Source organism: Leisingera sp., assembly GCF_982940295.1.
This window is the reverse complement of record NZ_CEYXRG010000004.1, coordinates 93,839-110,144: the sequence shown is the minus strand read 5'-3', so window position 1 is coordinate 110,144 and position 16,306 is coordinate 93,839. Positions and strand designations below refer to the sequence as shown.

Annotated in this window: 17 protein-coding genes; 7 read left to right on the top strand and 10 right to left on the bottom strand. The window is 65.6% G+C overall.

Annotation, left to right across the window (positions count from 1 at the left end; genetic code table 11):
- Positions 1–4: 4 nt before the first annotated feature.
- From AC4HIX_RS05330 to trxB, 5 genes are all read right to left on the bottom strand, one after another.
- Positions 5–781, bottom strand: a complete 777-nt coding sequence (locus tag AC4HIX_RS05330; RefSeq protein ID WP_490398181.1) for a hypothetical protein — start codon at positions 779–781, stop codon at positions 5–7.
- A gap of 260 nt (positions 782–1,041) precedes the next feature.
- Positions 1,042–3,117, bottom strand: a complete 2,076-nt coding sequence (locus AC4HIX_RS05325; protein WP_490398180.1) for a bifunctional sulfate adenylyltransferase/adenylylsulfate kinase — start codon at positions 3,115–3,117, stop codon at positions 1,042–1,044.
- A gap of 236 nt (positions 3,118–3,353) precedes the next feature.
- Entirely contained in the window at positions 3,354–5,033 is a 1,680-nt protein-coding gene (locus AC4HIX_RS05320; protein WP_490398179.1) for an adenylate/guanylate cyclase domain-containing protein, read from the bottom strand.
- A gap of 73 nt (positions 5,034–5,106) precedes the next feature.
- Positions 5,107–6,165, bottom strand: coding sequence for a Hint domain-containing protein (locus AC4HIX_RS05315; RefSeq protein WP_490398178.1), 1,059 nt, complete (start codon positions 6,163–6,165; stop codon positions 5,107–5,109).
- Positions 6,166–6,543: 378 nt separating this feature from the next.
- The gene (gene trxB, locus AC4HIX_RS05310; RefSeq protein ID WP_475050668.1) at positions 6,544–7,485 is read right to left on the bottom strand and encodes a thioredoxin-disulfide reductase; all 942 of its coding nucleotides are present in this window, start codon (positions 7,483–7,485) and stop codon (positions 6,544–6,546) included.
- Between the two features lie 239 nt (positions 7,486–7,724).
- Here trxB and AC4HIX_RS05305 point away from each other — a divergent pair, with 239 nt between their 5' ends.
- Positions 7,725–8,225 carry an Lrp/AsnC family transcriptional regulator gene (locus AC4HIX_RS05305; RefSeq protein WP_475050671.1) on the top strand — a complete coding sequence of 167 codons (501 nt, stop codon included), beginning with the start codon at positions 7,725–7,727 and terminating at the stop codon, positions 8,223–8,225.
- Between the two features lie 177 nt (positions 8,226–8,402).
- Positions 8,403–8,837, top strand: coding sequence for a CBS domain-containing protein (locus tag AC4HIX_RS05300; protein ID WP_490398177.1), 435 nt, complete (start codon positions 8,403–8,405; stop codon positions 8,835–8,837).
- 90 nt (positions 8,838–8,927) lie between these two features.
- On the opposite strand, the gene AC4HIX_RS05295 is transcribed toward AC4HIX_RS05300, so the two are convergent.
- The 5 genes from AC4HIX_RS05295 to lgt all read right to left on the bottom strand — a co-directional run bounded on the left by AC4HIX_RS05295 (position 8,928) and on the right by lgt (position 13,161).
- The gene (locus AC4HIX_RS05295) at positions 8,928–9,713 is read right to left on the bottom strand and encodes a Hint domain-containing protein (RefSeq protein ID WP_490398176.1); all 786 of its coding nucleotides are present in this window, start codon (positions 9,711–9,713) and stop codon (positions 8,928–8,930) included.
- Between the two features lie 319 nt (positions 9,714–10,032).
- Positions 10,033–10,155, bottom strand: coding sequence for a hypothetical protein (locus tag AC4HIX_RS05290; RefSeq protein ID WP_490398175.1), 123 nt, complete (start codon positions 10,153–10,155; stop codon positions 10,033–10,035).
- Between the two features lie 290 nt (positions 10,156–10,445).
- On the bottom strand, positions 10,446–11,201 hold the full coding sequence (gene pgeF / locus AC4HIX_RS05285) for a peptidoglycan editing factor PgeF (protein WP_475050680.1): 756 nt from the start codon (positions 11,199–11,201) through the stop codon (positions 10,446–10,448).
- On the bottom strand, positions 11,198–12,265 hold the full coding sequence (locus tag AC4HIX_RS05280) for a class I SAM-dependent methyltransferase (RefSeq protein WP_490398174.1): 1,068 nt from the start codon (positions 12,263–12,265) through the stop codon (positions 11,198–11,200). Before AC4HIX_RS05280 ends, pgeF begins: the two co-directional genes overlap by 4 nt.
- A complete protein-coding gene (lgt, locus tag AC4HIX_RS05275; RefSeq protein WP_490398173.1) occupies positions 12,262–13,161 on the bottom strand; it encodes a prolipoprotein diacylglyceryl transferase in 900 nt (299 codons plus the stop codon). Before lgt ends, AC4HIX_RS05280 begins: the two co-directional genes overlap by 4 nt.
- A 97-nt stretch (positions 13,162–13,258) precedes the next feature.
- Here lgt and AC4HIX_RS05270 point away from each other — a divergent pair, with 97 nt between their 5' ends.
- The 5 genes from AC4HIX_RS05270 to AC4HIX_RS05250 all read left to right on the top strand — a co-directional run bounded on the left by AC4HIX_RS05270 (position 13,259) and on the right by AC4HIX_RS05250 (position 16,306).
- A complete protein-coding gene (locus tag AC4HIX_RS05270) occupies positions 13,259–13,507 on the top strand; it encodes an accessory factor UbiK family protein (RefSeq protein WP_421054680.1) in 249 nt (82 codons plus the stop codon).
- 202 nt (positions 13,508–13,709) lie between these two features.
- Positions 13,710–14,261 (top strand): 2OG-Fe(II) oxygenase, encoded by a 552-nt coding sequence (locus AC4HIX_RS05265; RefSeq protein WP_475050689.1) that lies wholly within the window; start codon positions 13,710–13,712, stop codon positions 14,259–14,261.
- Between the two features lie 358 nt (positions 14,262–14,619).
- Complete coding sequence (locus AC4HIX_RS05260) at positions 14,620–15,120, top strand: type III secretion system chaperone family protein (protein WP_475050690.1); 501 nt, start codon at positions 14,620–14,622, stop codon at positions 15,118–15,120.
- Positions 15,121–15,159: 39 nt separating this feature from the next.
- Positions 15,160–15,975 (top strand): pyrroline-5-carboxylate reductase, encoded by an 816-nt coding sequence (gene proC, locus AC4HIX_RS05255; RefSeq protein ID WP_490398172.1) that lies wholly within the window; start codon positions 15,160–15,162, stop codon positions 15,973–15,975.
- The gene (locus tag AC4HIX_RS05250; protein ID WP_475050693.1) at positions 15,968–16,306 is read left to right on the top strand and encodes a tRNA-binding protein; all 339 of its coding nucleotides are present in this window, start codon (positions 15,968–15,970) and stop codon (positions 16,304–16,306) included. Before proC ends, AC4HIX_RS05250 begins: the two co-directional genes overlap by 8 nt.

Below are 16,306 nucleotides of genomic sequence, written 5' to 3'. Positions count from 1 at the left end.
GGCGTCAGGCGGGTTCTGCCGCCGCCAGCCCGTATTCGCGCAGCGTCAGGTCAAACGCGCTGCCGCTGCGGGGCGGCTGGGTGGAGGGGCCTTTCTGATGCACGTGCAGGCCGATGATATCGGGCTGCCCCAGCAATGAGGCCGTATGCGCCGGGTCATAAAAATCGCAGCTGGCACCGGGCAGGTAGTACATTGATTTCATTGGCTTGGCCTCCCCGAACCGGTTCTGCCGCTTGAGGATCCGCACCATTGCCTCGTTGCCATAGACGGTCATGCCGAGGTCGGTCGCGCGGAACTTGCGGCCGAGCGCGCGCAGCAGCGCGGGCTTGACCACCCGCCGCTTGAAGCCCAGCCAGTCCGGCCAGAGATCCGGGTGGTCCAGCACCTTGAGGAAATCGCAGACGAAGGGATCGTCCGGCGGAAAGTACAGCGCGGAATAGCCCACGGTTGAAGCGCCGTCGAAGGCGAACCAGGCTTGATCCGGGTCCGGCTGGAAATCCTGGAACAGGATGACGTCGGTATCGAGCCAGAACCCAAGCCCCTGTTTCTGAAGGGCGATCCGGAAGATGTCGGAGTAGCTGAGCCGTTCCTGGCGCGGGCTGTAGCGGGTGCGGATCAGGGGTTTCAGGCGCTCCAGCGTGTCCAGCGGCAGGATCTCCCCGGCCGGTTTCAGGCAGACGCCGGGCGGCACGCCAACGGGCGGGCATGCGGGGTCGGGAACGTAGAGGTCCACGCCGCAGGTGTGGCGCTGCCAGGACAGGAGGGCCAGTTGTGTCAGCAAAGGCAGCTCTTCACCGATCCAAAGAGAAACAGCTCGCACCTGAAATCCGCCTGTAATTCTATATATTTGCCACAGGATTAGCGGATTTCCGCCGACGCGGAAAGCGTTCCGGCGCAGGGCCGTGCGCATCAGCGGGGGACCGTTGCCTTTTTGACCACGGCAAAGAATGGGGCGCTGCACCGGTTCAGGGGCCTTGGGGCGCTGAACGGAAAACGGCCCGCCGGATGGCGGGCCGTTCCAATATCTCGCTGCCGTCAGGCTCAGGCTTTGATCAGGCCCATGCTTTCCAGCTTGAGCAGCACCTGGTGGGCGCAGTTGTCGACGTCGACGTTCTCGGTCTCGACCGACAGTTCCGGGTTCTGCGGCACGTCGTAGGGGTCGGAGATGCCGGTGAACTCCTTGATCTTGCCTTCGCGGGCCAGTTTATACAGGCCCTTGCGGTCGCGGCGCTCGCATTCCTCGATCGAGGTGGCAACGTGCACTTCGACAAAGGCGCCGAACTGTTCGATGTCCTCGCGCACGGCGCGGCGGGTGGTGGCGTAGGGCGCGATCGGGGCGCAGATGGCGATGCCGCCGTTCTTGGTGATCTCGGAGGCCACGTAACCGATGCGGCGGATGTTGAGGTCACGGTGTTCTTTCGAGAAGCCCAGCTCGCTCGACAGGTTTTTACGAACGATGTCGCCGTCCAACAGGGTCACGGGGCGGCCGCCCATTTCCATCAGCTTGACCATCAGAGCGTTGGCGATGGTGGATTTGCCGGAGCCGGAGAAGCCGGTGAAGAACACGGTGAAGCCCTGCTCGGCGCGCGGCGGCTTGGTCTTGCGCAGCTCGGCAACCACCTCGGGGAAGGAGAACCATTCCGGGATTTCCAGGCCCTCGGCCAGGCGGCGGCGCAGTTCGGTGCCCGAGATGTTGAGGATGGTGACGTTATCGCGGTCTTCGATCTCGTCGTTCGGCTCGTACTGGGCGCGCTCCTGCACATAGACCATGTGCTTGAAGTCCACCATTTTCAGGCCGATTTCCTCTTCATAGGCGCGGAACAGCTCCTGCGCGTCATAGGGGCCGTAGAAGTCTTCGCCTGCGGAGTTCTTGCCGGGGCCTGCGTGGTCGCGGCCGACAATGAAGTGGGTGCAGCCGTGGTTCTTGCGGATCAGGCCGTGCCAGACCGCCTCGCGCGGGCCGGCCATGCGCATTGCCAGGTTCAGCAGCGACATGGTGGTGGTGGCCGCCGGGTATTTGTCCAGAACCGCCTCGTAGCAGCGCACACGGGTGAAGTGGTCGACGTCGCCCGGTTTGGTCATGCCGACAACCGGGTGGATTAGCAGGTTGGCCTGGGCTTCGCGCGCGGCGCGGAAGGTCAGCTCCTGGTGGGCGCGGTGCAGCGGGTTGCGGGTCTGGAAGGCAACGACCTTGTTCCAGCCCAGCTTGCGGAAGTAGGCGCGCAGCTCGTTCGGGGTGTCGCGGCGGCCGCGGAAGTCATAGTGGACGGGCTGCTGGATGCCGGTCACGGGACCGCCCAGGTAGACCTTGCCCGCGGTGTTGTGCAGGTAGTTCACCGCCGGGTGGGCGTCGTCATCGGCGCCAAAGACCTTCTCCGCCTCGCGCGCCTTGTTCGGCACCCAGTTGTCGGTGACGGTCATGGTGGCGAGGATCACGCCTTCCTGGTCGCGCAGCGCGATGTCCTGGCCCGCTTCCAGCTTGGCGGCGAAGTCTTCAGACACATCCAGGGTGATCGGCATCGGCCACAGGGTGCCGTCCGCCAGGCGCATGTTTTCGACAACGCCGTCATAGTCGGCCTCGGACAGGAAGCCCTTGAGCGGGTTGAAGCCGCCGTTCATCAGCAGTTCCAGGTCGCAGATCTGGCGCGGGGTCAGGTCCCAGCTGACCAGGTCGGCTGCTTCGACCTTCAGTTTCTGCGCGCTTTCGTAGGAGACATAAAGCTCAGGGATGGGAGCCAGGTTGCTTTGCATCGGATGGGTCCTGTGTTTGAGAGGGGGAAGGCCGCTTGCGGAGCCGGTGAGTTCCGCATGCAGCGCGTTGTATTCTGCGAGCTTGCGGGCGAGGAAACGATCGGTGAGGCGCACTTTTTCCGCAGCGCCCCGGGTGGTGAGCGAATAGGCGAACCGCTGCCGTTTGTCGGGGCCGGGGCGGGCGCTGACGGTGATCAGGCCGCCCTCTGCCGCCAGCCGAAGCTGGGTGTTCAGCCGCCCGAGCGAAATCCCCAGCGCCGCAGCGGTCACACGCTGCGACGCATCCGGCGCCGTGTCGAGCTGGCGCAGGAGGCGGAAGAGCAGGTCTTCCTCGTCCGGGGTGGATATTGTCGCAATGTCGGTCACGGCGGGCAGCAGTAGGCTCAACGGGTTAAAAGTGTGTTCACGCGTGAACGCATTGCATGGTTCGGCCCGGAAGCAAAGCGCAATTTAGGCTGGATTGGCGATTTTTTGCCAAGTTGTTTTGGTGCAGCGCATCCGTGTGTGCGGCAGAATATTCCCCAGAGGCGTGTCTGGCGGACGGTATCGTCCAGGGCAGCTGCGGGGCCGCAAACAGGTGTTCCCGCTGGCGGGCGGCATGCTCAACCCTGTTCCTTGCCAAGCAAGCGGGGCAGGGCGGCCGCGTGTTCCACCGGCAGAGCGGCCAGCGGCGCGGAGACGCCCCTGAGCTGGAACTCCTGCAGGGCAAACCGGTCCGGCGCATAGCCTGCAGCCTGCAGCACGCGGGCGGAAACCAGCAATTCGATTCCCAGCTCCTTGGTCTTGGCTTCCAGGCGGCTGGCGGTGTTGACGCTGCCGCCGATGATGGTGCGCGGGGCATGGCCGGCGCTGCCGATCTCGCCCAGCACCAGCTGACCCAAGTGGACCCCGATGCCGATTCGGATCTGCGGCTCGCCATCCGCCGCCAGGCGGGCGTTGAAGTCCTGCAGCGCGGTGCCGATGGCGGCGGCGGCGTCCAGCGCGGCCTGGGCGGAACGGGCCGGGCTTGGGGCCTCGAACAGCGCCAGCAGGCCGTCGCCGAGGTATTTGTCGACGGTGCCGCCTGCCGCGATGATGGCGGGGACGATGGCGTCGAAGAACCGGTTGAGCAGGAACACAACGTCATAGGGCAGCTGGCCGGAAGTGCGGGCGGTGAAGCCGCGCATGTCGAGGAACAGGATGGCGAGCTGCTGTTCGCTGCCCTGGCTGGCATGGGCGCGCCCCTTGCGCCCGTCGGGGCGGAACATGCGGGTGACGGTAAGCGGCGTCTCAGGCCGGATCTGGCAGGCCAGGCGCATATTGGCAGGCGCCTTGACCGCGGCCAGGCTGCGGGCCTCGGGCGGGGCGGGCGGCGGCAGCGCCTCGCTGCCTTCCTCCACCACCACCCGGCAGGTGGTGCAGCGCCCCTTGCCGCCGCAGAGCGAGGTGTGGTGGACGCCGTTCGCCTGGGACATCTCCAGCAGCGTCAGGCCGCGTTCGGCGCGGATCTCGGGGCCGAACGCATAGCGGATGCGCACCGCCCGGCGCCGCCGCAGCAGCCGGTTGGTAACATGCGCCGCCGCTGCCAGGCCGAGCAGGATCAGGAATGCGGCGAACCAGCGGTTGTCCGTCTGGAACAGCTCGGCAAAAACCTCGCGGCTGGGCCAGTTGAAGTCTTCCATCAGTGCCGGGCGCTGGCTGCCCTCCACGAACAGGGCATGGATGCGGCGGCCCTCGGTCAGGAAGCCGGCCAGGGCGAAGCCGGGGATGAACACGGCCAGCCCCGCCATCCAAGGGATGAGCTGCCGCCACCAGCGGGTCAGGCGCAGCCAGTAGTGCAGGCCGATGCAGCCGTGGATCCAGACCGCCAGCAAGAGCGCGCTTTGCTGCCAGGCCTCGGGCGAGGCCCACATCAGCACGATCACATAGGCCATCTCGTCGTTGACGCCGTGGATTTCATGCGAATAGCGGGTGAAGAGCAGATGGCTGAGCAATTGCAGCGGGATCAGAAAGCCCAGCAGGGTTTGCAGCGCCTCGCCGGGCCGCATCCTGAGGCTGCGGCGGCGGGCCAGGTTCCACAGCGCCAGACCGGCGTGCAGGATCAGGGAGGCGTAGAGGATGAGCCCGCCGGGAAAGCTGCGGGTGATCAGCTGGCGGGCGTCCTGAAACTCCTCCATCCAGACCGGGGACAGCAGCCCCAGGCCGATATTGATGAAATGAAAGAAGACATAGGTGAACAGCACCAGGCCGGTGACGATCCGGGTGCGGGTGATCCAGTTGCCCTGCCAGAGCGCGCTCGCCAATCCGGTCCTCCTGCCTTGGGGTGTCCGGGGCAGACTGCGGGCCGCGCGCGCGCCGGTCAAGGCGGCAGGCTGGTCAGCCGTGCGGCAGTGCGGCCAGCAGGCGGCTTTCGTTTTGTTTCAGAATCATGCGGGCGGCCGGGTAGCTGCTGCCCGCATCGCGGGCCAGATCCGGGAACAGCTCCAGGATTTCCTGCCGGGTGGCGCCTGCGTCCTTGCCCAGGGCGCGGGCGCCCGGCTGGAAGCTCTCGGTCCACATGCCGTTGGAAAACACCGCCTGATGGCGGCTGAACAGCAGGTGGACGTAAGTGGTGCGGTCCACCTGCGGCTGGCTGACATTGGGATGCGCCTGCAGGTGGCTGGCGGCGGCGAACACCTCCGGCTCGCCGAACAGCATCTGGCAGTTTGCGCCCTTGAGCAGCAGCCGGTGCTGCGGCGACACCCACAGATCCTGCGCGGGCTGGCCGGGGCCAAAGGCGTTGGCGGCGATCCGCACCGGCTGCAGGTGCGGGCAGGCCTGCATCCAGCTGCGCCCGACCTGGCGGATGCCGGCCCAGAGCACCGGCTGGAACCCGTTGTCCCGGGTCAGCACCATGTCGCCGGGGCGCAGCCGCTCCACCGGGCGCAGGCCCTGGTCGGTGCAGATCGTGGTGCCGGATACGAAGCAGGGCACAAAGCTGGAGTATTCCGAAGACCCGTAGTTGCTGCCGGAGATTTTCTCGTAGCGGGCGCCATCCTTCAGCGGCGTGTCGGTCGAGAAGCCCCAGACATCGGAGGTGTAGCCGTTCTGCGAGAATACCGTGATGGTGATGACCGGGCCGAACGGGGTTCCGTATGCATCGACCTCCTGCACGTAGTGGTGCGATTCGGCCTCGACCGGGGTGCCGCTGGCCACCATGGAGCCGCCATCAATGATCTTGTGGCCCCATTCCTTGTCATCCTCCATGATGTCGGCGCTGCCTGCGGTGTCCTCCAGGGTGACCTGTTCGATGGGGTAGCTGGAATCGTAGGTGAACACCGTGCCGACGGGCGTGTCGGAGTTGTTGATGATCGAGCTGCCCGAGGACATGTAGGGGGAGCTGCCATCCACAGTGAATGCGTTCGCGTTGAACGCGCTTAAGGTGCGAATAGCCATAAAGCCCCCGGCAGAAAAGGAATTGGTTGCGGTGTTTTTCAGTAGGTTTCGCGCCTCAACCGCTAACGCCGGGTTAAGGTGCCGCGGGAAGTAAGCCGCATTTTAGCAATTGCCTGCCGGAGGTGGCCGCGCTGACAAGTCTATTTTAATCATAGGGTTGCGCAATTTTTACGCAGCAGCGGGCGAGGCGCGTGCGACGCCGGCGCAGTGCGCCTGCCGGCTGAACCGGAACTTGGAAGGCGCGCGCAGGGCAGGCAGATTCTATTGCGGTCTGCGGAGCGCGCGAAAGCCGCGAAGGCGTGCCGGGAAGCAGGCAGAAGCCACGGCTGCGGGCGGCGTCAGGGCCCCCCGGAAAAACCGGGCGGCCCTGTGAATTTTTTAGTCCTGCTCAGCCAGGAAGCGTTCGGCGTCCAGTGCGGCCATGCAGCCCATGCCGGCGGAGGTCACCGCCTGGCGGTACTTGTGGTCGGTCAGGTCGCCCGCGGCATAGATGCCGGGGATCGAGGTCTCGGTGGAGCCGGGCTTGACCTTGACGTAGCCGCCGTTGTGCAGCTCCAGCACGTCCTTGACCAGCTCGGTCGCCGGGGCGTGGCCGATGGCGACAAAGACGCCCTTGCAGGGGATTTCCTTCAGCTCGCCGGTCTGCACGTTCTTGACCACGACGCCCTCAACCCCCAGCGGGTTGTCGGTGCCCACCACCTCTTCGAGGGTGTGGAACCACAGGGTCTCGATCTTGTCGTTCTTGAGTAGGCGGTCCTGCAGGATCTTTTCGGCGCGAAGCTCGTCGCGGCGGTGGATCAGGGTCACCTTGGAGGCGAAGTTGGTGAGGAACAGCGCCTCTTCCACGGCGGTGTTGCCGCCGCCGATCACCACGATCTCCTGGCCGCGGTAGAAGAAGCCGTCGCAGGTGGCACAGGCGGAAACGCCGAAGCCCTTGAACTTCTCTTCCGACTCCAGGCCCAGCCATTTGGCGCGGGCGCCGGTGGCCAGGATCACCGCGTCAGCGGTGTAGGTGGTGCCGCTGTCGCCCTTGGCCACAAACGGGCGGGAGGAGGTGTCGAGCGAGGTGATGATGTCGCCGATGATTTCGGTGCCCATCGCCTTGGCGTGCTCCTGCATCCGCACCATCAGGTCGGGGCCCTGCACCTCGGTGTCGCCGGGCCAGTTCTCGACTTCGGTGGTGGTGGTCAGCTGGCCGCCGGGCTCAATGCCCTGAACCAGAATGGGTTCCAGCATGGCGCGGGAGGCATAGACCCCTGCAGTGTAGCCGGCAGGCCCGGAGCCGATGATCAGAACCTTGGTGTGGCGCGTCTCGCTCATGTTCGTCCCTTACGTAAGCAGCATGGCGGGCTTGCCGCCGTCAGGAAATGCATATAGCGGCAGGACCCGCTGGCTTAAACCCCCAGCCTTTGCATGCCGCGGGATGCAGATTTGCGGAAGCCGCCCGGGATTGCGGCTTGCACCTTCGGAGTGCAAAGAATATTGCGCGGCGATGAAACATTATTGCGCGGCCCAGTGGCGGTGCTATAAGAAACGCAAAATTCACAGGAGTTTCCGGCATGGTCACAACCCGTCTAGATCCGATTGATCGCAAGATTTTGTCGGAGCTTCAGGCCGATGGGCGGATGACCAACGTCGAGCTGGCCAAGCGGGTCGGCATTTCGGCACCGCCCTGCCTGCGCCGGGTGCGGGCGCTGGAGGAGGCCGGGCTGATCCACGGCTATCATGCGGATGTGAACGCGCGCGAGCTGGGATTCGAGGTGCAGGTCTTTGCCATGGTGGGGCTGGAGAGCCAGGCCGAGGTGGAGCTGAGCGCCTTTGAGGAAAAGTGCCGCAGCTGGCCGCTGGTGCGCGAGTGCCACATGCTGAACGGCGAGGTGGATTTCATCCTGAAATGCGTCTCCCCGGATCTCAGCACCTTCCAGAGCTTTCTGACCGCCGATCTGCTGACCACGCCGAATGTGGCCAGCGTCAAGACCTCGCTGGTGATCCGCGGCGCCAAGGATGAGCCGGGCGTGCCGTTCGAGGTGCTGGAGGAGCGGCTGGCCCGAGAGGCCTGAGCCAGCGCCGGCCCTGCGGCGCCGCATCCGAGGTGCGGTGCACCGTTCTTGATCCAAGTCACTGTTTCTTGATCCAAATCATCGACGCGGCGGCGGAAACGCCGGATGCTGAAGGGGCGGGGCATGCCGGTATGTCGGTTTGACCCGGTCGTTGTTCCGCCGACTGGAGGTGTAACGATGGCAACTGTTCAGCAAATACTTGATGGCAAGGACAAGAGGCTGCACACGCTTCCGCCGGAGGCCATGGTGGTCGATGCCCTGAAGCTGATGGCGGAGGAGGACGTGGGGTCCGTTCTGGTGATGTCCGGCGGCAGCCTGGCCGGGATTTTCACCGAGCGGCACTATACCCGCAAAGTCTTTCTGGCGGGCAAGACCTCTCCGAAGACGCCGCTTGCCGATGTTATGGCAACGGATTTCACCAGCGTCGAACCGGGGCAGAGCGCCGAAGCCTGCATGGCGCTGATGGTTGAAAAGCATGTCCGGCACCTGCCGGTCCTGAAAGGCGGGCAGCTGGCCGGGATCGTCTCGATCGGCGACCTGATGAAAAGCATCATCGACGAAGAGCAGTTCAACGCCAGCCAGCTGGTGCGTTATGTGCGCGGCATGAACTGACCCTTGCCGCCGCGGCGGCCGGCGGGCCGGTCCGGCGGTGCCGGGCCGTGCCTTCTGCCGTATGCAAGTGCCGGGTTCGCCGGATGGCGCCTACAGCAGCGTGCCGCTGGCGGCGGGGCCTTGGCTGTCGGCACGCGGATACGCCAGCGGACCGAAGTCCTGGATGCTGTCGGCATGGGCAAACAGGTTCAGGAACAAGGTCTTGATCGCATAACTTGCCAGCTTCAGCGCATCCGGGCCGGGGTGGTAGGTTTCAAACTCCAGCCCGCCGGCAATGATCACCGCATGGCGGGGCAGGCACAGGTGGTACATGTCCACCGGTGTCGGCGGCGCGGTTTCGAAAATGCTCATGCCGTCCTGGAACTCGGCCACGGGGGTCAGCAGCGGGCCCTTGCCGCTGCTCTGCATGTGCGGCGGTGTGCGCAGCAGCCGGGCGGCGGGGCCGGCGATCAGGCTGGAGGCCGGTTTCTGCAGGCCCAGGCTGTCGGCCATGAAGCTGGTGAGGCGGTGGCTGCGGCCGCGGCTGCCGGGCCGGGCCGGCAGCAGGCTGGTGCGGCCGATCCAGACCAGCGGCTGGCTGCCGCCGCCGCTGGTCAGCAGCTCGTCGCCGGGCAGCAGATCCTCGACCGCCACCGGGCCAGCGCTGGTTTCGACCAGCGAGCCGCGCGAAAACGCGCAGAAGGCGTCCTCGAACAGCGGCAGCGCCGGGGCGATGTGGCGGGTTTCCGAGATGGCACCGCTTGGCAGCAGGCTGCTGACCTCGAACCGCCGCAGCTGCGGTTTGTTGGCCGCGCGCAGGACTGCCGGATCCTGCAGGAAGGCATTGGCTTCGACGGCATTGGCTGCAGCCCTCTGCAGCGAATGGGGGATGGTCATTTGCGGACCTCTCCTTTCAAACTGCCCGTTTGCATCGGCCCCCACCGGCAACACAGACGCGCTTGAACGATCTATATGTGCCCAAAAGGCGGGATTTAATTCGAATTGTCAAAGAATCTGAAGCAAACTGGTTAACGGCCGGCCCTTTGCCGCTGCGGGCGGGACCCAGCGGCAGGCCGGGATGGTGCTAAGGCGATTCTGCTAATGAAGCGTCAAGACCGGTCCGGCCTTTGCCAGTCCGGTTGGGTGCCCGGGCGGCGGCAACGGGCTGGCGCAGCTGCGCCAGTGCTGACCGCCGCGCGGGCACCCGTCCCCGGCGTTAACTCAGTTTCCGCTTGGGCGCCTGGCCGGCAGGCTGGCGTGCAGCAGCCCAGGGCAGGGTCACGGTTTCGCTCTTGGCGGTGCGGATGATGGAGGCAATGAAACGCTTGTTCATCTTCATGGTCGGTCTGTCCTTCGCCCGGCAGCGCCGCCCTTCTGCGGGGCGGCGGCTGTTTTGTGTTGTTCTGACCTCGTTATGGGTAATCTTTGCGCCGCGAATATGACCAGCCCGGGGCATTTTCACTGCATGAGCGTCCGCGCCGGGGACTGGCAGGCGGGAGGGGCGGGCACGGGTAGGCGGCTGATTTAGCACGGAAAATTCTGCCCTTTGAGCGCGGCTTACCCGGCCGAAGACAGCAATTGCGGCGGAAATTCTTAAAATCCGCCACAATTCGCCGGGTTAACGGGCGCTTAAAGCCGGATGCAGGAGATCAGGCGGCCGTAGTCGGCCTCTTTCGCGTGGGTCGCGCGGCGGTAGGAGAAGAATTTCTCCGCATCGGAATAGGTGCAGTGGCGGGTCCATTCCGCGGCGCCGGCGCCGGCCTCGCGCAGCTTGTGCAGGCCCAGGCCCGGCAGGTCGAACAGGTAGCGGCCGCCCTCGCCGTTGGCAAAGAAACGGGCGTAGGCGTCGTCCTGCATCATGAAGTCGTCAAAGAACTCCGGGCCGACTTCATAGGCGCGCTGGGAGATGGTCGGGCCGATCACCGCGGCGGTGTTTTCGCGCCGGGCGCCGAGGGATTCCATGGCGTCCAGCGTGGCTTCCAGCACCCCGTCCAAGGTACCGCGCCAGCCCGCATGGGCGGCGCCGATGACGCCGGCCTCAGGGTCGGAAAACAGCACCGGCTGGCAGTCGGCGGTCAGAATCGACAGCGCCAGGCCCGGCACATTGGTGACCATCGCATCGGCGCGCGGGCGGTCCTGCGAGGGTTCAGTGATAACGGCCACATCTGCGCTGTGGACCTGGTGCACCGCGCTCAGATGCTCTGCCGGCACCTCCATCGCGGCTGCGACGCGGTTGCGGTTGATCTGCACCGCCTCGCGCTGATCGGTCGAACCCAGCCCGCAGTTGAGGCCCTTGTAGATGCCGGAAGAAGCACCGCCCCTGCGGGTGAAAAACCCGTGCCGCACCGGGCCAAGCAGTTCGGACGTCAGAATTTCAAGCGTCATGGGTTCAATCCTGGCGGAGGGGCGGCCTGCGAAGGGTAGAGACCGAGCACTTTGAACAGGTTTCCCATTTCCTCCGGGTGCGTCAACCGCCGATGTGCGGCGATCAGGGTTTCCAGACCTTCGCCCTGCAGCGGCGCGGCGAGGGCGCGGGCGCGGCCGGTGATGCCGAGCCGTTCGAGGAATACCCCTTGGGGGGTGAGGCGGGTGAAGCCGCAACCATTGGTTTTTGCGGCCATGGCCAGCGCTTCAAAGTCCACATGGGCGGTAAGGTCGGCCTCGCCCGGCGTTTGCAGCGGATCGGCAGGTTCATGCGCGCGCAGGGCTTGAAGGGTGTCCCCGAGCGCCCGCCAGTCGCCGTAATCCACGATCAGCGCCGCGCCGCCGCGGGAGGCGATTCGCGCGGCGATGGCGGCGGTGACGGGGCCGGCGGCCTCGCACAGTTCGACCACATCGCCGTCTTGTGTATCTTCCAGCCGGTGGTCCAGCGCGGGCTGCGGCGCGGGAGCCTCAAGGCCGAGGCTGAGCGCGCCGTCCCTGAGGCCGATACGCTTTTCGCTCCAGCCGTTGCCCGCGCGGAGGAACTGGCGGATGGGCAGGGCGTCGAAAAACTCGTTTGCCACCAGGAACAGCGGCTGGTCCGGCAGGTCTGTGACACTGTCCAGCCATTCCGGGGCATAGCCCTCCAGCGCCTTGGCTTGCGCCGCACGCAAGGCGGGCGAGGCCTCGACCAGGCGGATTTCCATCGCCGCATGAAACCCCGGCACGCCGCGTGTGGCGCGCAGCAGGTCGGCCATCAGGGTGCCGCGGCCGGGGCCCAGTTCGGCCAGCGTGAAGGGGGCAGGCGACCCCTGATCGAGCCAGGCCTGCGCCAGGGCGAGGCCCAGCAGTTCGCCGAACATCTGGCTGATCTCCGGCGCGGTGGTGAAGTCGCCCTGAACCCCCAGCGGGTCGCGGGTGGTGTAATAGCCGAATTGCGGGTGCAGCAGGCACTCCGCCATGTAGTCCGCCACCGAGATGGGGCCGTCCTCCCGGATGCGGGCGGTGAGGTGATCCATCAGGCTCATGCCGGGCTCCGGGCGGCGTGGCGGGCGCGGATCAGGAAGTAGAGCCCGATGGCGATCATCGGCAGCGACAGCGCCTGGCCTTGGGTCAGGCCGATACCATCAATGTGCCAGGCCAGCCCCAGCGGGTTGCCCGGGGTGACGAACTGCGCGTCCGGCTGGCGGAAGAATTCGACGATGAACCGGGCCAGGCCGTAGCCCGCCAGGAACAGGCCCAACAGCCGTCCCGGGGTGTGGAAGGCGCCCCGCCGCCAGGCGAGGTACAGCAGCACGGCGCCGAGGATCAGCCCCTCCAGAATGGCTTCATAGAGCTGAGAGGGGTGGCGGGCGCAGAGCTCACCCAGCGCCTGGCCGCAGTCCTGCGCCGCCTGGCCGGGGAAGGCGACACCCCAGGGCAGGTCCGTCGGGCGGCCCCATAGTTCCGCGTTGATGAAATTCGCAAGCCGCCCCAGCAGCAGCCCCGGCGGCACCGTGTGGGCGACCAGGTCGGAGATCTGCAGTTTCGGTATATTGTGCCGCGCGGCAAAGATCAGGGTGGCCAGCACCACGCCGATCAGCCCCCCGTGAAAGGCCATGCCGCCCTGCCAGATCTTCAGGATCTCCGCAGGGTTCGCCAGGTAATAGGCCGGCTGGTAGAACAGCACGAACCCCAAGCGCCCGCCCAGGATCACCCCGAGAATGATCCAGGTCAGCAGATCCTCGACCTGTTCGGGGCGCATCGGCGGCTGGCTGGCGGGCCAAAGCGCGGGGCGGCGCAGCGCGGCCACCGCCAGGCGCCAGGCAATGACGATGCCAGCGATATAGGCCAGCGCGTACCAGCGCAGGGCGAACTCGAACGAGCCGAGGGAGATCGAGAAAATCTCGGGCGAGAGGTCGGGGAATTGGATCAAGGCCTGCATGTGCGACTGAATGCCTTTGCGGGTTATGGGAAGTCAACGGCTTGCCGCCGCGGCTTTGCTTGCCCATATAGAGGACAACCTTGAGACGGAGAAGAACATGCAGACCCGCAACAAGATCCTGGACGATATTTCGCAGCTGATGACCAATGCGATGGGCGTGGCCCAGGGCGCCAAGGACGAGGCGGACACGGCGCTGAAGGGCATGATTGACCGCTGGCTGGCCGACCGTGATTTCGTGACCCGCGAGGAATTCGACGCGGTGCGCGCGATGGCCCAGAAGGCGCGCGAGGAAAACGAGGCGCTGAAGGCGCGGCTGGACGCGCTGGAGGCGAAAGACAAGGCCTGAGCCCTGGACCGGGGCAGGCTGCCCGTCCCGCGCTGAATTGAGGCCCGCCGCAGAGGGATCTGCGGCGGGCTTTCTTTTGCGTCCTGTGCATGGCTGCCGTGCAAATTTTCAGGTCGCTTTCTGTCCGCCGGGTCGAAAACCGTCCAGCGCTGGAGGTGTTGTCCAGTACATGCTGCCTCTGCTGCTTGAAGAGGAGTGTGGCATGGTTGCGGTCTATTCGGTGCCCAATGCGTTCAGCACGCAGGAATGCGCAGAGATTTTACGGAAAGTGGAAGCGGAGCCGGACAGCGAGGCGCGGCTGGTGGGGCAGACCCGCGACCACAACCTGCGCCGGGCCAGCGTGGTGTGGCTGGATGACGTGCCGGGCACCGGCTGGGTGATGGACCGGCTGATCTCTGTGGTGCGCCGGGCCAACCGGGAGCAGTTCAACTTTGATCTGCGCGAATTTGCCGAAAGCCCGCAGGTGGCCAGCTACGCGGGAGAGGAAAACGGTCATTTCACCTGGCATTCCGACATCGGAGACGGGCCGGTGGCGGGCAAGCGCAAGCTGACCCTGGTGGTGCAGCTGAGCAAGCCGGGATCCTATGATGGCGGCGAACTGGAAATCATGCCGGGCGCCCATGTGGTAGCCGCCAGCCGGGTGCAGGGCAGCTGCACGGTGTTTCCCAGCTTCCTGCTGCACCAGGTGACGCCGGTCACCCGCGGCACGCGCCGGTCGCTGACCGTCTGGGCCCACGGTCCCGCCTTCCGCTGAGAGATGCAGGCTGGCCTGCGGGCGTACGGCTGGCAGGCCGCCCCGCAGGCCGTCTGTGCGGCGCTGCGGGCGGTGGCCGGCGACACGGCATGCGGTTGACGGCAACGCAATATATGGGGCTTTTCTGGCGCCCGCTCGTTTCGCGCACCCCTCTGCAAAATGCCGGCATTTTGGGGGCTGTGGATAGTTCGTCCACAAGTTATTGCAGATATCCCCAAATAAAGGGTTGCCAGATTATGAAATCAGCCCCACCATATTTAGTATGGGAGCGGGGATGCCTCCCCGGCCCGTAGCACAAAAACCTGGCTATTGGGCGCCTCTGTGCCCGGTGAGCCGGGCAAAATAGAGAGGTGGCATCATGGCACTATCCGAGCTTCACCTGGAAGAAGACATCCATCCCATCGACATCGTCGAGACCCTGGCGTCGCACCACGACTGGGACTTTGACAGAGTGGGCGATGACCAGATCGCGATGTCGGTGGAAGGGCAGTGGCGCACCTATTCGCTGACACTGGCCTGGTCGGGCTATGAGGAATGCCTGCGGCTGGTCTGCAGCTTTGAGATGGAGCCGCCGGAGGCGGAGCTGCCGCGGCTCTATGAGCTGATCAACCAGATGAACGACCAGTGCTGGGAAGGCTCCTTTACCTATTGGGCGGATCACAAGCTGATGCTGTTCCGCTATGGGCTGATGCTGGCCGGCGGCCAGATGGCCAGCCCGCAGCAGATCGACGCGATGCTGAACGCAGCCGTGGCCAACGCGGAGCGCTACTATCCGGCGATCCAGCTGGCGGTCTGGGGCAAGCGCAGCCCGCAGGAGGCGATGCAGGTCGCCATTGCAGAGGCTTACGGGCGCGCGTAAACCTTGCCCTGAACCTGAGATTTAGGGGAGGGGCGAAAGATGGATATGCAGGAAATCGCTGCGCGCGGGCTGGTGCTGCTGGGCTGCGGCAAGATGGGATCGGCGATGCTGGCCGGCTGGCTGGAGGGCGGTCTGCGCGCATCCTCGGTCTGGGTGATTGATCCGCACCCTTCGGACTGGCTGAAGGGCACCGGCGTTCACCTGAATGCGGAGCTGCCCAAGGCGCCGGGCATCGTGCTGATTGCGGTGAAGCCGCAGATGATGGGCGAGGCGCTGCCCACCCTGCAAAGCTATGGCAATGGCCAGACGCTGTTCATTTCGGTGGCGGCGGGCACCTCGATTGCGACGTTCCAGGACGTTCTGGGGGCCGAAACCCCGATCGTGCGGGCAATGCCCAACACGCCCGCCGCGGTGGGCCGCGGTATCACGGCGCTGATCGGCAACGCCCACGTCGCGCCCAAGGATCTGGAGCGGGCCGAGGGTCTGCTGCAAGCCGTCGGCCAGACCGTGCGGCTGGAAAACGAGGGCCAGATGGACGCGGTGACCGGCGTCAGCGGTTCCGGCCCGGCTTATGTGTTCCACCTGATCGAGACGCTGGCTGCCGCGGGTGAGGCGCAGGGGCTGCCGGCGGAGCTGGCGATGAAACTGGCCAAGGCAACCGTGGGCGGCGCCGGTGCGCTGGCCGAGGCGGCTGAGGACAGCCCCAGTCAGCTGCGCATCAACGTGACCAGCCCCAATGGCACCACACAGGCGGCCTTGGAAGTGCTGATGGATGATCAGGGCGGCTTCCCGCCGCTGCTGAAACGCGCCGTTGCGGCGGCAACGGAGCGGTCAAAGGAGCTGTCGCGTGGCTGAGATTACTTTTGACGACTTCCTGAAGGTCGACGTCCGCGTCGGCGAAGTGGTCCGAGCGGAGCCGTTTCCCGAGGCGCGCAAGCCGGCAATCAAGCTGTGGGTCGATTTCGGGGGCGAAATCGGCGTAAAAAAGAGCTCAGCGCAGATTACGGCGCATTACATGCCGGAAACGCTGGTGGGCAAGCAGGTTCTGGCCGTCGTAAACTTCCCGCCGCGGCAGATCGGCACGTTCATGTCAGAGATCCTGGTTCTGGGCCTGCCGGATGAAAACGGAGAGATATTCCTGGCGGGCCCCGACGGAAAGGTCCCGCTGGGCGGGAGGATGCACTGA

What these genes read in the sequence shown, in the direction of transcription:
- AC4HIX_RS05315 (WP_490398178.1), bottom strand. Translation starts at nt 6,165, where the DNA reads ATGGCTATTCGCACCTTAAGCGCGTTCAACGCGAACGCATTCACTGTG.
- trxB (WP_475050668.1), bottom strand. Translation starts at nt 7,485, where the DNA reads ATGAGCGAGACGCGCCACACCAAGGTTCTGATCATCGGCTCCGGGCCT.
- AC4HIX_RS05305 (WP_475050671.1), top strand. Translation starts at nt 7,725, where the DNA reads ATGGTCACAACCCGTCTAGATCCGATTGATCGCAAGATTTTGTCGGAG.
- AC4HIX_RS05300 (WP_490398177.1), top strand. Translation starts at nt 8,403, where the DNA reads ATGGCAACTGTTCAGCAAATACTTGATGGCAAGGACAAGAGGCTGCAC.
- AC4HIX_RS05295 (WP_490398176.1), bottom strand. Translation starts at nt 9,713, where the DNA reads ATGACCATCCCCCATTCGCTGCAGAGGGCTGCAGCCAATGCCGTCGAA.
- AC4HIX_RS05290 (WP_490398175.1), bottom strand. Translation starts at nt 10,155, where the DNA reads ATGAAGATGAACAAGCGTTTCATTGCCTCCATCATCCGCACCGCCAAG.
- pgeF (WP_475050680.1), bottom strand. Translation starts at nt 11,201, where the DNA reads ATGACGCTTGAAATTCTGACGTCCGAACTGCTTGGCCCGGTGCGGCAC.
- AC4HIX_RS05280 (WP_490398174.1), bottom strand. Translation starts at nt 12,265, where the DNA reads ATGAGCCTGATGGATCACCTCACCGCCCGCATCCGGGAGGACGGCCCC.
- lgt (WP_490398173.1), bottom strand. Translation starts at nt 13,161, where the DNA reads ATGCAGGCCTTGATCCAATTCCCCGACCTCTCGCCCGAGATTTTCTCG.
- AC4HIX_RS05270 (WP_421054680.1), top strand. Translation starts at nt 13,259, where the DNA reads ATGCAGACCCGCAACAAGATCCTGGACGATATTTCGCAGCTGATGACC.
- AC4HIX_RS05265 (WP_475050689.1), top strand. Translation starts at nt 13,710, where the DNA reads ATGGTTGCGGTCTATTCGGTGCCCAATGCGTTCAGCACGCAGGAATGC.
- AC4HIX_RS05260 (WP_475050690.1), top strand. Translation starts at nt 14,620, where the DNA reads ATGGCACTATCCGAGCTTCACCTGGAAGAAGACATCCATCCCATCGAC.
- proC (WP_490398172.1), top strand. Translation starts at nt 15,160, where the DNA reads ATGGATATGCAGGAAATCGCTGCGCGCGGGCTGGTGCTGCTGGGCTGC.